Raw genomic sequence first — 14023 nt, 5'->3', positions numbered from 1 at the left:
TAGCTTCGCTTAACTCTATTGGGAGCACTTCCATCAACCTGCGGAGGGTTGTCGAATGGGAGAAGCAAGCAGGATAAGCCGCTATCTGTACACGGTTATCGTACTGTTCCTGATATGGCTGTTTCTAACGGCCAGTTTGGACACACAGGAACTGGAAATCGGCCTACTACTGTCGCTCATCGTCGGTGCGTTCACCTACGAGATATTCACAACGAACGGCCTCGCCAACCTCAACCCCAAGAGGATAGCATACGCAATAGCCTACATCCCCTACTTCCTGTGGGCGATGATAATGGCGAACCTCGACGTTGCCTATAGGGTTCTGCATCCTAAGAGACCGATAAATCCAGGAATCGTTGAGTGCAGGACCGTTCTCGAAAGCGACGTTGGAAAGCTCAGCCTGGCTAACTCCATTACCCTGACACCGGGAACCATAACCCTTGACGTAGACGGTGACAAGTACTTTATCCACTGGATAGACGTCAAGGACGATTCCGTTGAAGGCGCCTCCAAGAACATAACCCAGCCCTTTGAAAAGTTCCTAAAGGTGATCTTCGGATGATAGGGATAAATATCTACCTCGCGCTTATAGCGATAGCGACCCTGCTCAGCACCTACAGGGTCTTCAGAGGTCCGACCACGGTTGACAGGCTCGTTGCCGTTGACATCATGACCACAATAACCACGGGGCTCATGGTTCTCTTCGCGCTCTATTACCAGAGAATGATATTCCTCGACGTTGCTCTGGTCTACGCAATACTCGCCTTCGGTGGGGTCATAGCCTTCGCACGCTACATGGAGGGAGGCCTATGAATGCGTTGGCAGCCATCGGTGAAGTCCTCGTGCTGCTGGGAACGTTCTTCTACTTTCTATCAGCGCTAGGTCTTATCAGAATGCCGGACGTCTACAACAGAATGCAGACTTCAACCAAGAGCGCGACCCTTGGAAGCCTCGGCGTCATGGTGGGCGTCGGCATCTGGGCGCTCGGCACCGACTTCGGAAGCATTCCCTGGCTCACGAAGACCATAGTTATAGCCGTCTTTCTCCTGCTCACCAACCCGATAAGCGCCCACGCGCTTATAAGGGCAGCCTACAAGAGCGGCATACCCCTCTGGGAGGGCAGCGTTGTTGACAAGTACAGGGAGCACCTGGAGGCCAAGGAGAGGGAGGAAGTCGAAGAAACACCTGCTGAGGAGGGTGGTGAGGAATGAACTGCATAACCTGCATCGAGTACATCATAGTGGGCATAATGATAATCTCCGCGGTTCTCGCGGTGGAGTGGAGAGACCTCCTAGCGGCGGCCGTTGGAATGGCTGCGGTCAGTCTATTCGCCTCGTTGCTGTTTTTCATGCTACAGGCGCCAGACGTTGCAATGACAGAGGCAGCCATAGGCGCAGCGCTCAGCGGTGCGATATTCATCTTCGCCATCAAGAGGACCCAGCGCTTTGAGACGGAAGAGGAAGAGAAGCCCGGCTGGTGGGTGAGGTGGTGAAAATGCTCAAGCGCGCACTCGCTATAATCCTGCTCCTCATCGTGGGTTACTGGCTCGCCCAGGGTCTCGCCGGAGTTCCCTTCGGTCAGGACAAAATGCTGGTGGGTCAGTACTACCTCGACAACGTGAAGCAGCAGACCGGAGCCGTCAACGCGGTAACAGCTGTCGTCGTCAACTACCGTGGATTCGATACCCTCGGTGAGGTCACGGTTCTGTTCATAGCCTCAACCGGCGTTGGAGCGCTCCTCTGGAGGAGAAAGAAAGAGAGAACCGCAAGGACGGAGGGCTCGATAGTCCTCACCACCGGAACCAGGCTCCTCGTGCCGTTCGTGATGCTCTTCGGTGCCTACATCTTCATCCACGGACATCTCACACCGGGAGGAGGATTCCCGGGCGGAGCCACCATAGCCACCGCGTTCCTGTTGCTATACCTGGCGTTCATAACCTATGAGATACCCCACAAAGGCTTCGAGAAGACGGAAGGCATAGCCGGAATGAGCTATGTTATCGTCGGCCTCATCGGTCTCTCCATAGGCGGCTACTTCCTCTTCGACTGGATATGGCAGACCTGGAACTTCGGCACGGAGAACGTTGGAAGGCTCCTCAGCGGCGGCTTCATACCGATAATCTACACTATCATCGGCCTGAAGGTCGGCACCGAGCTCAGCGGCATAATCGACAACATGCTCAAAGAGGAGGTGAGCGAATGATCAGCGTCTACTACTTCGGTGCCATAGCTCTCATCCTCGTAGGCCTCTACGCGATACTCGTCAAGAAGAACCTGCTTAAGATACTCATTGGACTCAGCATAATGGAGACCGGCGTGAACCTGCTCCTCATCAGCGTGGGCTACGTCTCCGGAAGAAGTGCACCCATACTGAGCGAAGGAATCGGCCCAAATCAGGCCGTTGATCCGATTCCGCAGGCTCTCGTGCTCACCGCGATAGTTATAGGCGTCGCCACCACCGCCATGGCCCTTAGCGTCGCCATGCTGATCTACGAGAAGTACGGAACCCTTAACATCGAGGAGATAAGGAGGTTGAGAGGATGAACGGGCAGTACACCGCTCTGCTCATAGCGCTACCCCTCATCAGCGCGTTCTTCGTGCCCCTGCTCAAGGGCGCAGGAAAGAGCGCCATCAAGTACTTCCTCATAGCGGTCACCGCACTCCAGACCGGAATAGCCGCGTGGGTGTTCCAGTGGGTTTACTCCACGGGGCAGCCGATAATCGTCATCGCCGGTGGCTGGAGGCCACCCGTTGGAATCAACCTGTACTTCGGCCACTTCGCGGCACTCTTCGTGCTCATCGTTGCAGCAATCAGCTTCCTCATGGCGGTCTTCAGCCTCAGGGCAATCGAAGTCGAACCTATAGACAAGTACGCCATGCTCTTCCTGCTCCTCATGCTCGGAGCCACTGGAATGATAGCGACGGGAGACATCTTCAACCTCTTCGTCTTCATGGAGATAACCGCAATCAGCGCCTATGCCCTAACCGCCTACAACAAGACCGGTGAAGCGGCGGAGGCCTCCATGAAATACATAATCCTAGGCGGAATCGGTTCCAGCTTCTTCCTCGTGGGCATAGCACTCATCTACGGTTCCCTCGGAACCCTCAACATGGCACAGATAGCGCAGCTGGCGGCAACAATGGATCCGACCGTCGCACAGGTGGGACTGGCGCTGATAATCTTCGGCTTAGCCGTTGAAGCGGAGCTCTTCCCGCTCAACGCCTGGGCCCCCGATGCCTACCAGGCCGCTCCGCACCCGGTGACCGTCATGTTCTCGGCCTTTGTCGTCAAGGCGGGCCTCTACGCCATGGCCAGGATCCTCTACCTGATGCAGGACGTTGGAAGCTGGGGCTCGGTTCTAAAGCTCCTAGTCGTGCTGGCGACGCTCACGGTAATCGTTGCGGAGCTCGCCGCGCTCAGGCAGAGGAACGTCAAGAGAATGATAGCGTACTCCAGTATAGCCCAGATAGGCCTCATCGCACTCGCCCTTGCCCTGGGAACCCAGAGCGGTGTTGACGCCGGCGTCTTCCATATGATAAACCACGCCATCGTGAAAGCCATGCTGTTCATCGCGGTCGGCTACGTTGCGATGACCCTCGGAGGGGCGGAGATTGAGAACTTTAGGGGACTTGGAAGGAGGATGCCGCTGACTGCCTTCGTGATTTCAGTAGGCGCCATAGCCACCGTGGGAATACCGCTGTTCAACATATTCTGGAGCAAGGTCAGGATAATACTCGCCACCCTCCAGGTGGGCTACACTTGGGCGGCTGTCCTGGTGCTCACCGCAAGCGTCGTGGAGGCCGTCTATTACTTCAGGCTGCTCCACACAATCTGGTTCGAAGGAGACGGGGAGAGAATAGACGAGAACATCGTTATCGGCCTCATGGTACTGTTCCTCGCGGCCCTCGTGGTCGTGATAGGAATCTACCCAGACTACGCTTGGAACCTTGCCCAGAAGGCCGGAAACGACATCTTCAACGTTGCCCAGTACGTTAAGAACGTGCCACTAATGGGGGTGGGAGCATGATCAACGAACTCCTCATCATAATCTTTGCGCCCCTGATAGCTGGAGTCATAGCGTGGGCGCTCGATATAAAGGGTGTGAGGGAAGCGGTGGGCCTCATAGGCGCGGCGATACCCCTCGCGTACCTAGCCAAGCTTTACTCCACCGTCCTGAACGAGGCGGTAAACTACTCGGTTACGGTGAGTGGGTTCACCCTGCAGTTCCAGCTCAACACCATGAGCTGGTACTTCGCAGCGGTGGCCTCGCTGGTGGGCCTTGCGATGGCCCTTGGAATGGCATCAACCTCAAAGAGCTCCTACGACTGGCTCTTCGCACTCATGAGCTACACAGGCGTCCTCGGCGTCTTCCTGAGCCAGGACTTCGTGGGGTTCTTCCTGCTTTGGGAGATGATGACCTTCGCCAGCTTCATGATGGTCATCAGGAGGAACAAGCACGAGTCCCTCAAGTACTTCGTGCTGAGTGTTATCGGAGCCTATGCGATGCTGATAGCGATAGGCATCCTCTACGCCAAAACGGGAGCACTAGACTTCGCCACCATACGGCAGGCCCTTTACATTGACGCAAGCCTCGGAGCGATAAGCACCGCCGAGACCGCCCTCATATTCGGGCTGTTCCTGACAGCGTTCGGAGTTAAGGCCGGTGCTGTTCCACTCCACGTCTGGGCGCCCGGAGCTTACAGCGAGACCGACCAGAGCTACACTGCCTTCTTCAGCGGTGCCCTCAGTAAGGCGGGAGCCTATGGATTTCTCCTGCTATACATCCTCATGGGCTACAAGCTCTACGCGGCCCTTGGAACCTTCCACGGACACCTGACCTTCGCGTACATAATCGCGTGGATAGGGGCGATAACAGTAGTCGTTGCAGGCTTCCTAGCGGTCCTCCAGGAGGACATCAGAAAGCTCTTCGCCTACTCTTCCGTCAGCCAGGTCGGCTACATACTGCTCGCCTTCGGACTCGGTAGCAGCCTCGGCTTTGCCGGAGGCCTCTTCCACGTGCTCAGCCACGCGGTCTTCAAGGGCCTCTTCTGGCTGGTAACAGCTGCGATAATCCTCCAAACCGGAAAGACCCAGTTCAAGGACATGGGGGGTCTTGCTGAGAAAATGCCTTTCACCTTTGCGATGGGCCTGATAGCGGTGTTGAGCCTCGCCGGAATCCCGCCGCTGGCGGGCTTCGCGAGCAAGTGGCTCATTTATGAGGCGGCCATAAGTGCCCACATGCCGCTAGTTGCAGGTGCCATATTCCTTGGGAGCGGTATAGCGTTCGCCTACGTGGTCAGGTTCCTCTACGCGGTCTGGTTCGGTCAGAGGCCGAGCGACCTTGAGGACGTCAAGGAGGCTCCCCTGCCACTCCTGATAGCCATGGCCATACTAGCGATTCCCAACCTCCTCTTCGGTGTTGCCCCTGGAATAGTCACTAAGTACCTCAACAGAATGCTCGGAGGGGACATCGTCGGCGGTGACTACTACAAGCTCGTTACCCCCACCGGAACCTACAACGCCCTGCTTGTGACGATAGCCCTCACAATCGGCCTGGCCATAGCCGGACTGGTGTACCTCTACGGCGCCAAGGTGAGGAAGATAAAGGTGACGAACACATACCAGTCGGGTAACCCTGTCACGGAGGAGTTCAACCTCAGCATCAGAAAGAACTTCTACAGACCACTGGCCGAGGCCTTGGAGTTCTGGCTCAAGTACAGCTGGGACAGGTTCTACGAGCGCCTGGCGGGCATAGCGGAGGACTTCGCCGACTCGCTCAGACAGTCGTTCTACAACGGCAACGTCCAGAGCTACTCGTGGTACCTGGCGATAGTGCTACTCATACTCGCACTGTGGGGGGTGTTGTGAATGCTTGACTGGAAGCTCATCCTGGAAGTCATAGGAATGCTGATATACGCCACCTTCATGGGCTTCATCTTCATGGGCATTGAGAGAAAGGCCATGGCAAGGATCCAGCGCCGCGTTGGACCGCCAATATATCAGCCGATAATAGACACCCTCAAGCTACTGGGCAAGAAGGAGAGCGTCACTCATGGATTCATCTACGACTTCGGGCCGGTATTCGCCCTGGGAGCCAGCATCGCAGCGCTGCTCTTCATTCCCCTCGCGGGCTTCCGCCTCTTCAGCGCCAATGCCGACCTCATCGTGGTTGCCTACCTCCTTGAGGTACCGATGCTCGGCATAATGCTCGGTGCCATGAGCTCGGGCAACCCCTACTCAGCCGTCGGTGTCCAGCGTGGTCTGCTCACCATGGTGGCCATGCAGCTGCCCTACGGTCTCGCCTTGATAGCCATCATCCAGCACTGGGGAACCTTCAAGCTGAACGAGCTGGTGTCACTCCAGCAGGCCCATGGGTGGAGCATCCTCGTTCCTGCGCTGTTCGTTGCAATGATAGTCTTTGACATAGTCTTCCAGGCGATGCTCGGCCTCGAGCCCTTCGACATAATCACCGCTCCGGCGGAAATCTCGATGGGTCCCATGGTCGAGTACGGCGGCAAGCACGCGGCACTGCTCTTCACCCAGCATGCGGTTCAGCTCTTCGCGGAGACAGCGTTCTTTGTCGTGCTCTTCCTCGGCGGAGCCAGCAACCTGCTCGAACTGCTCATCAAGCAGATAGCAGTGCTCTTCATAGCGATATTCGTGGCCAGCATCTACCCGCGCTTTACCATCGACCAGGCGGCCAAGTTCTTCTGGAAGTGGCCGACCATACTGGGAATAATAGCCGTGCTCCTGACGATGTGAGGTGATGTGGATGAGCGAGAGAAAGAATGACGAGTTCATAAACTACGAGCTCCAGGAGTTCAAGCTCTTCGAGCCCCTGTTCAAGTGGGCCAGGAAGAAGAGCCTCTGGATAGTGGCCTTCTGTACCGGGTGCGGCGGTATCGAGATGCCGCCGCTGGCCACTGCTCGCTACGACTTCGAGCGCTTCGGAATAATGCCCAACCCGGCACCGAGGATGGGTGACCTATTCCTCATCACGGGCTACGTAACGCCAAAGACCCTCAAGAGGATAATCATAACCTACGAGATGATGCAGGATCCAAAGTACATCCTCATACACGGCTCCTGCCCGATAAACGGTGGGGTTTACTGGGATTCCTACAACGTGGTCAAGCAGTTCGACAAGTACCTGCCGGTTGACGTGGCAATAGCGGGCTGCATGCCCAGACCCGAGGCGGTTATGGACGGAATAATGGAGATAATGCGCAAGATAGAAGACGGAACTGCAGATGGCTGGAAGCGCTATAGGGAGAACTACGAGTACTACAGGAAGAACCAAGACGAGCTTTTCGGTGAAGGATGGCGCGAGAAGGACGCCAGGAGGTGGCTGGCATGGATATGAACGAGAAACCCAAAGTGGAGGAGAAGGTCGAGGAGCAGAAAAACGAGGTTCCGGAAGTGACTCCAAAGCTCCCCGATACCCGGGAAGGAAAGCTTGTCGCGGAGGTGCTTGAAAAGGCACCCTACGCCGAGGGTAGCGTAAGGAGGAGAAAGCGCGTTGAGTTCAAGGTCCCCGCTGAGAGGATAAAGGAGTTCCTCGAGCTCGCCAGCGAGAAGTTTGAGATGCTCATTCAGATAAGCGTCGTCGACTGGCTCAAGGAGGGTGAGTTCGAGCTCGTCTACCAGCTCTGGAGCGTCAGTGAAAGCGTCCACGCCTTCGTGAGGACGAGGATACCCAGGGAAAACGCAAAGATGCCCACCGTCATGGATATCTGGCCTGTTGCCGAGACCTACGAAAGGGAGGCACACGAGTTCTTCGGCATAATATTCGAGGGCAACCCGAGGCTCGGTCCGTTCATCCTCGAGCCGAGGGAGTACGAGAAGCACCCGCTCAGAAAGGACTTCAATATGATAGGCTACGTCAAGACGATCTACGGCGAGGATTTTGACAGATACGACGAGAGCAAGACCAATTACGTGATATGAGGTGATGATCATGGCGAATTTAGAAGTCCCGAAGGAACTTAAGGAAGAGGCAAAGGCCCACGACATGTACCTTCACCCCATAGACAAGGACACCTACGAGCTGTTCTTCGGACCACAGCACATGGCCACCGAGAACTTCAGCATAATCCTGAAGATGGACGGAAGCAGAATTGAGAAGGCCATAGTCAACCCCGGATTCCTCCACCGCGGTTTCGAGAAGCTCTCAGAGCAGAGGCCTTACTTTACCAACATCGCCCTGCTCCTCCGTATATGTGTTCCCGAGAGCGATGTTCCGGAGAACATCTACTCCATGGCCGTTGATGAGATAGTCGGCTGGGAGGTTCCGGAGAGGGCCCAGTGGATAAGGACGGTAGTCCTTGAGATGGCCAGGATGAGCGCCTGGATGTTCTGGATTATGGGCTTTGGAAACGAGATAGGTCTCTACACAGCGGGCCAGTGGGCAGCAGCTTATCGTGAGCGCTTTATGCGCCTCTTCGAGGAGCTCACCGGCGGCAGGGTTTATCACATCTACACCGTGCCGGGAGGTGTTAGAAGGGACATACCGGGAGACAAGTGGTTAAGACAGCTCAGGGACACCGTCGAGTACCTCAAGGGCAAGATGAAGGACTTCGACGAGATACTCTTTGACAACTACATCACCTTTGAGAGGACTGAGGGAGTCGGTGTAATGGACAAGCGCTTTGCCCTCAAGCATGCCGTCACCGGGCCGAACCTTAGAGCTACCGGAGTCCCCTACGACGTCAGGAAGGACGACCCGTATCTGTTCTATCCAGAGCTCGAGTTCGAGGTGCCAGTCCTAAAGGAGGGCGACAGCCTCGCGAGGGTCCTCGTGAGGAGGTACGAGATGGAGCAGGACCTCTACATCCTCGAGCAGCTCCTTGACATGGGGCCGCCGAGTGGGCCGTACATGGTGAAGGACGCCCGCTTAAAGGCCCTGCCGAGGTTCAAGCCGCCGAAGGGAGATGCCTACGCCCACGTTGAGAGCACGAAGGGTGACTTCGGTGCCTACGTCGTCAGTGACGGAACCCACAAGCCGTACCGCGTCCACGTTCGCGGACCGAGCCAGAGCCACGGTGTTACCGTGCTTGAGGAGCTGTTGAAGGGAGCGCGCCTGGCGGACGTTCCGGTCATCCTCAAGACCCTTGACAACTGCCCGCCGGACATAGACAGGTGATGAAGATGGAGAGCGTTGAGAAGCCAAAGGTTAGGATCGTCGGCGAGGAGAAGGTCAAGCTCAAGAAGTCATTCGTCAAGCCGTGGATGGGCATCAAGTACCTCTTCAAGAGGCCGGTCACGATAAAGATACCCTTCGAGAAGATAGAGCCGGCACCAAAGTACAGGGGATTCCACACGCTGAACTGGAAGACCTGCGTCGGCTGTAACTTCTGCGGCCAGATATGCCCGGCGAGGGCCATAGAGATGACCTGGATAGAAGTGGACGGCAAGATGGAGAAGAGGCCGCACCCGAAGGTGGACTACGGAAGGTGCACCTTCTGCCAGTTCTGCGTTGACGTCTGCCCGACGGGAGCGCTGGGCTTCACTGAGAACTACTACCTGACCACCGGCGGCTTTGAGGAGGACCTGGAGCTCTACGACTGGGTGCCCATACACCCGGACAAGATGAAGGAGCTGAACGAGAAGTTCGGGGACTACCGCTTCCCGGTTGAGAGAATCGAGAAGCGCGAGGACGGCACACACATCTACCACCTCCGCGACGGCTCCAAGATAGAGTTCAAGATACTCGGCTACGGCCTGAGGCCGCCCAAGAAACCTACGCCAGCAAAGCCAGCGACGAAGCCTGCCAAGGCCCCGGAAAAGAAAGAGGCCCCCAAGCAGGCCGAGAAGAATGAACCATCAGACGAGAAGGCCGAGGTGGAGAAGAAGGAGTGAATTCCTTTTCTTCCTTTTCTCCCGGACAGTATCCAGCGTAACCTTTTAAAGTTTTAATTCCGACTAACCTCTGGTGGTCACATGGTGGAGCTGAGGAGCGAGAGGAATCTTGGGCTTATAGGCTCGGTCCTGATTCTTGTCGGGAGCTTTACCGGCGTCATCCCCTACTGGGGGATGGTGGCTGGAGGCCTATCACTCGTCGGGGAAATACTCGTACTGATAGCGCTGAAAGGCCTCGGAGACAAACTCAAAGACGATAGACCCTTCAAATACTACCTCTACTCGGTGATAGCTACGATAGGCATAGCGGTCATTGCGATAATCTTCATGGCGGTAGGCATCGTTGCGATGGCAAGCACCGGCATGACCTTCAACGAAACCCCGGAGCAGGTTCTGGGGGCCCTGGGCATAGGGATGATATTCCTCGGGATGGCCCTCATATTAGCCGCACTCGTGGTCGGCATCTACTACGCCGTAAAGACCTGGAGGGTCACCCATGAGCTAACGGGCGTTGAAGAGTTCGACAAAACTGCAACTTTCATAAAGTGGGGGGCAATAACCGCGATACTCCTCGTTGGAATTCTGCTCCTCTTCGTTGCGGCCGTCTACCAGATAATAGCCTTCGCGAAGCTACCGGAGGAGCTGGAAGGAAAGCCCCAGACCGAAACTATAAACGCCCTCTGAATTTCCCACTTTTTCAGGTAAGCCTTTTAAGAATGAACGCCGTTTTTATTTCCGGTGGTGTCCGTGGGAATAGACGTCAGCAGTGAGAAAAATCTTGGAGTGTGGGGGTCGATCATAGGCCTCGTCGGTGCCTTCGTCCCGTACCTGGGAAGCGTGCTTGCTCTGGTTGGATTTATTTTGGTGCTGGTCGCGCTCAAAGGAATTGGGGACAAGGTCAAAGATGACAGGCCATTCAAGTACTACCTCCTTGCCTTCATCTCCGCGATAGGAGTGGTTGTTATATTTGCCATCGTGGTCTTCACGAGCCTCTTTGCGTTCAGTGGCTTCGGTGTTATCGAAGAGACGCATTCCTTAGTGACAACACCTGAGGGAGAAACGGTTGTGATGCCTCCCCATGAAGTCCAGCATAGCTCACCTACCTTCGTGATAGCCGGCGTCTTTCTGTTCTTCCTGGTGGTAATGATAGTCGTTGCGTACTTCGAGATGAAGACCTGGGGAGCAATGTACGAGATAACTGGCACCAAAGAGTTCCGCGATGCCTCCACCTGGTATAAGTGGGGAGCGATAACGGCCATTATTCTCGTGGGATTTCTGCTTATGTTCATAGGCAGGATATTCGTCATACTGGGCTTCTCCAACATGCCGAAGGAGCTGGAAGAGAAGCCATCGGACATGCCCATGGACTCCCCGATAGTCTAAGCTCTCCCTGCTTTTCTTTAAAAATTTAAAGGGAGTCAGAGGATTCTCTCAAGGACTATCGCCGTCAAAGCTCCAACGGCCATTCCTGACTCCAGTATGCTGGCTATGACCTTTGGAAACGCCGCCAGGAACTCCGGGGGCAACTGGGGCGCGCCGAGACCGGCTATGAGTGAAGCGGCAAGGATAAGGGTGTTTCTGTCGTTAAACTCGACCCTCTCCTTTATCAGCCTCAAGCCGGTGACGCTGATCATTCCGTACAGGGCCAAGGTCAGACCCCCAAGAACCGGCGCCGGCATTGAGGCCAGTATTCCAGCGAATTTGGGAACCAGCGAGAGCAGTATGAGGATAACCGCCCCCATCTGCACCACGTACCTGCTGCCCACTTTGGTGAGCGCCACGACTCCTATGTTCTCGGAGTAGCTCGTCGTCCCGCACGCCCCGAGGAGGCCCGCTATCGAGCAGGCCAGGCCTTCGCTGCCTATTCCCCTCGCTATCCGCTTTTCGTTTATCTCGGAGCCCGTAACGGCCGCTATCGCGTGGTAGTCCCCGACGCTCTCTATGATGCTCACCATGAATGCGAAGAGGAGCAGGATTATTGCGGTTGTGTCAAAGACCGGACTGCCCCACGGGAAGGGCCTTGGGATGCTCACAACCGGCAGGCTCTTCACCAGTCCAAAGTCCGCGAGACCGAGGGGAACACTCACGATGTAGCCGACAGCTGCACCGACAACGACGGGCATCGCCTTCAGGCTCCCACTCGCCCTAAGGGCCACGAAGACCGTCGTCAGGAAGGTTATCATTGCCACCAGGGTGGCCTTGATGATAGTTTCCCCTGAGGGGTCGGCGTAGAAGTTGAAGAAGTTCTTTACGGCCACGTCGGCCAGGCTGAAGCCTATCAGCGTTATTGTAATCCCTGTGACCAGCGGGGTGAAGAGCTTCCTGACCTTCCCGATTATCCCGAACCATCCAATGGCAGCCTCTATCAGGCCCCCAACGATCAGCGCACCCTGCACAGCGGCCATTCCGAGGGAAGAGCCTATGGCTATCAGCCCCGGAATGAAGGCGAAGCTTGAGCCCTGCACTATCGGGTAGCGCGAACCCATCGTCGTCTGGAGGAGAGTCGCTATCCCCATCGCCAGCAGAACGGCCTGTATCATGAGGGCTATCTGGTCGCCATTCAGGCCAAGTGCACCTCCCACAACCAGGGGCACGGTGACGGTGGCACCGAACATCGCGAGAACGTGCTGAAGGCCAAAAACCAAAGCCTTTGAAGGTCCAACCTTATCCTCGATTCCAACCTTCAGTACCGGTCCTTTCATGGTTTCAAGGGTTTCCATTGAAGCCCGCTCAATCTGTGTAAGGGTTTGTTTAAAAAGCTTTCGGAAGTGGAAAAAATAGACAAAAAAATATCAATCACCAGCCCTGAACCTTCGTCAGGACATCGTCCGGAACCCTGCCCTCCTCAACATCGGCTATGGCCTGTTCCAATCTGTTGAGGCCTTCCTCCAGGAGTTCCTCCTCTATCGTGAGGGGCGGCTGAATCCTCAGCACGTTGCCCTGGAGGAACGCAAGAACTAAACCCAGCTCGTAGGCGCGCCAGACGATCTTTCTGGCCTCCTCGTAGGCCCTCTCCTTGGTCTCCCTGTCCTTCACGAGGTCAACGCCGAGCATCAGACCCAAACCCCGAACATCGCCGATGAGCTCGTGCTCCTCCTTCATATCTTCGAGCCGCTTTCTGGTGTATTCTCCGAGCTTCTCCGCCCTTCTGAGAAGATCCTTCTCCTCGATCTCCTCGATAACCGCCAAAGCTGCCCTGCTCGTCACGGGGTTGCCGCTCAGTGTGAACGTGTGGCCCAGAGACGGCAGAGAGTCCATAACCTCGGAGCGCCCTATTATCGCGCTTATGGGCAAACCCCCGCCGAGGGGTTTAGCGAGCGTTATGACATCTGGCTTTACCCCGAAGTGCTCTATCGCGAACCATTTGCCGGTTCTCCCCATGCCGCTCTGAACCTCGTCCACTATGAGGAGAATCCCGTGCTCATCGAGGATTTTCTTCACCCTCCTGAAGTAGTCCTCCGGAGGAACTACCATTCCCGCATCTCCCTGTATCGGCTCGGCGAAGAGGGCCGCAACGCCGTCGGCGTAGACCTCTCCCTCGAACTTTTCCTTGAGGTAGGAGACGCACTCCATCTTACAGGTCTTTGGCTCCTTCCCAAAGGGACAGCGGTAGCAGTTGGGATACGGTATGTAGTGGACCCCGCTGAGCTCGCCGACCTTGGAGCGAACCTCGAAGTCAAGGCCCGTTATGCTCATCGCGCCGTAGGTTGCTCCATAATAGCTCCTGAGGTAGCTGAGTATCGTTCTCCTCCGAGTATAGGCTCTCGCGAGCTTTATCGCCCCATCGTTGGCATCGCTCCCGCTCATCCCGAAGCTGACCTTCGGACTCTCGATGGGGGCAATTTCGGCCAGCTTCTCAGCCAAGAGGAGCGGCTCAACCGGGAAGCCGTAGATGAAGGTGAAGTGTATCAGCCTTTCCGCCTGGTCTTTTATTGCTTGGACAACACGGGGGTTGTTGTGACCGACGTTCTGCACCGCCGCATCGCTCAGGAAGTCTATGTACTCCCGGCCCTCGATGTCCCAGACGAGGGCGTTTCGGGCTTTAACGCCCACAATGGGGGCATAGGTGACCCTTGCAGACCTTGGAAAAACTCTCGAATAGCGCTCCACGACCTCCTCCTTCCTTCGGGGATAGTTCATGCTCTCACCGTACTGCTATATGCGT

The 14023-nt window shown here is 56.1% G+C and carries 17 protein-coding genes; 15 read left to right on the top strand and 2 right to left on the bottom strand.

Going from position 1 to position 14023, the window contains the following annotated elements; translation table 11 throughout:
• Nucleotides 1-55: 55 nt before the first annotated feature.
• From E3E25_RS04080 to E3E25_RS04010, 15 genes are all read left to right on the top strand, one after another.
• Nucleotides 56-562, top strand: a complete 507-nt coding sequence (locus tag E3E25_RS04080; RefSeq protein ID WP_167891923.1) for a Na+/H+ antiporter subunit E — start codon at nucleotides 56-58, stop codon at nucleotides 560-562.
• The gene (locus E3E25_RS04075) at nucleotides 559-813 is read left to right on the top strand and encodes a monovalent cation/H+ antiporter complex subunit F (RefSeq protein WP_167891922.1); all 255 of its coding nucleotides are present in this window, start codon (nucleotides 559-561) and stop codon (nucleotides 811-813) included. The genes E3E25_RS04080 and E3E25_RS04075 overlap by 4 nt, the downstream gene beginning before the upstream one ends.
• Nucleotides 810-1211: a monovalent cation/H(+) antiporter subunit G gene (gene mnhG / locus E3E25_RS04070; RefSeq protein ID WP_167891921.1), complete on the top strand. Its 402-nt coding sequence runs from the start codon at nucleotides 810-812 to the stop codon at nucleotides 1209-1211. The genes E3E25_RS04075 and mnhG overlap by 4 nt, the downstream gene beginning before the upstream one ends.
• Nucleotides 1208-1492: a DUF4040 domain-containing protein gene (locus E3E25_RS04065; protein ID WP_014788046.1), complete on the top strand. Its 285-nt coding sequence runs from the start codon at nucleotides 1208-1210 to the stop codon at nucleotides 1490-1492. The genes mnhG and E3E25_RS04065 overlap by 4 nt, the downstream gene beginning before the upstream one ends.
• A 2-nt stretch (nucleotides 1493-1494) precedes the next feature.
• Nucleotides 1495-2202 carry a Na(+)/H(+) antiporter subunit B gene (locus E3E25_RS04060; protein WP_167891920.1) on the top strand — a complete coding sequence of 236 codons (708 nt, stop codon included), beginning with the start codon at nucleotides 1495-1497 and terminating at the stop codon, nucleotides 2200-2202.
• Nucleotides 2199-2543: an NADH-quinone oxidoreductase subunit K gene (locus E3E25_RS04055; protein ID WP_088866403.1), complete on the top strand. Its 345-nt coding sequence runs from the start codon at nucleotides 2199-2201 to the stop codon at nucleotides 2541-2543. Before E3E25_RS04060 ends, E3E25_RS04055 begins: the two co-directional genes overlap by 4 nt.
• Nucleotides 2540-4027: a proton-conducting transporter membrane subunit gene (locus E3E25_RS04050; RefSeq protein ID WP_167891919.1), complete on the top strand. Its 1488-nt coding sequence runs from the start codon at nucleotides 2540-2542 to the stop codon at nucleotides 4025-4027. Before E3E25_RS04055 ends, E3E25_RS04050 begins: the two co-directional genes overlap by 4 nt.
• Complete coding sequence (locus E3E25_RS04045; RefSeq protein WP_167891918.1) at nucleotides 4024-5868, top strand: proton-conducting transporter membrane subunit; 1845 nt, start codon at nucleotides 4024-4026, stop codon at nucleotides 5866-5868. Before E3E25_RS04050 ends, E3E25_RS04045 begins: the two co-directional genes overlap by 4 nt.
• Complete coding sequence (locus E3E25_RS04040) at nucleotides 5869-6762, top strand: respiratory chain complex I subunit 1 family protein (RefSeq protein WP_167891917.1); 894 nt, start codon at nucleotides 5869-5871, stop codon at nucleotides 6760-6762.
• A gap of 10 nt (nucleotides 6763-6772) precedes the next feature.
• Nucleotides 6773-7363, top strand: a complete 591-nt coding sequence (locus tag E3E25_RS04035; RefSeq protein WP_167891916.1) for an NADH-quinone oxidoreductase subunit B family protein — start codon at nucleotides 6773-6775, stop codon at nucleotides 7361-7363.
• Entirely contained in the window at nucleotides 7354-7947 is a 594-nt protein-coding gene (locus E3E25_RS04030; RefSeq protein ID WP_167891915.1) for an NADH-quinone oxidoreductase subunit C, read from the top strand. The genes E3E25_RS04035 and E3E25_RS04030 overlap by 10 nt, the downstream gene beginning before the upstream one ends.
• 10 nt (nucleotides 7948-7957) lie before the next feature.
• Nucleotides 7958-9142, top strand: a complete 1185-nt coding sequence (locus tag E3E25_RS04025; RefSeq protein ID WP_167891914.1) for an NADH-quinone oxidoreductase subunit D — start codon at nucleotides 7958-7960, stop codon at nucleotides 9140-9142.
• A gap of 5 nt (nucleotides 9143-9147) precedes the next feature.
• Nucleotides 9148-9858, top strand: a complete 711-nt coding sequence (gene nuoI, locus E3E25_RS04020; RefSeq protein WP_167892666.1) for an NADH-quinone oxidoreductase subunit NuoI — start codon at nucleotides 9148-9150, stop codon at nucleotides 9856-9858.
• Nucleotides 9859-9939: 81 nt separating this feature from the next.
• Complete coding sequence (locus tag E3E25_RS04015) at nucleotides 9940-10542, top strand: DUF996 domain-containing protein (protein WP_167891913.1); 603 nt, start codon at nucleotides 9940-9942, stop codon at nucleotides 10540-10542.
• 54 nt (nucleotides 10543-10596) lie between these two features.
• Nucleotides 10597-11241 carry a DUF996 domain-containing protein gene (locus tag E3E25_RS04010; protein ID WP_370456642.1) on the top strand — a complete coding sequence of 215 codons (645 nt, stop codon included), beginning with the start codon at nucleotides 10597-10599 and terminating at the stop codon, nucleotides 11239-11241.
• Nucleotides 11242-11276: 35 nt separating this feature from the next.
• On the opposite strand, the gene E3E25_RS04005 is transcribed toward E3E25_RS04010, so the two are convergent.
• Nucleotides 11277-12578: a uracil-xanthine permease family protein gene (locus E3E25_RS04005; RefSeq protein ID WP_167891912.1), complete on the bottom strand. Its 1302-nt coding sequence runs from the start codon at nucleotides 12576-12578 to the stop codon at nucleotides 11277-11279.
• Nucleotides 12579-12654: 76 nt separating this feature from the next.
• A complete protein-coding gene (locus E3E25_RS04000; protein WP_167891911.1) occupies nucleotides 12655-13998 on the bottom strand; it encodes a leucine/methionine racemase in 1344 nt (447 codons plus the stop codon).
• Nucleotides 13999-14023: the final 25 nt, after the last annotated feature.

This window comes from Thermococcus sp. MAR1 (assembly GCF_012027305.1).
In the GTDB taxonomy this organism is placed as follows: Archaea; Methanobacteriota_B; Thermococci; order Thermococcales; family Thermococcaceae; genus Thermococcus.
This window is presented reverse-complemented; position numbering and strand designations above follow the sequence as displayed.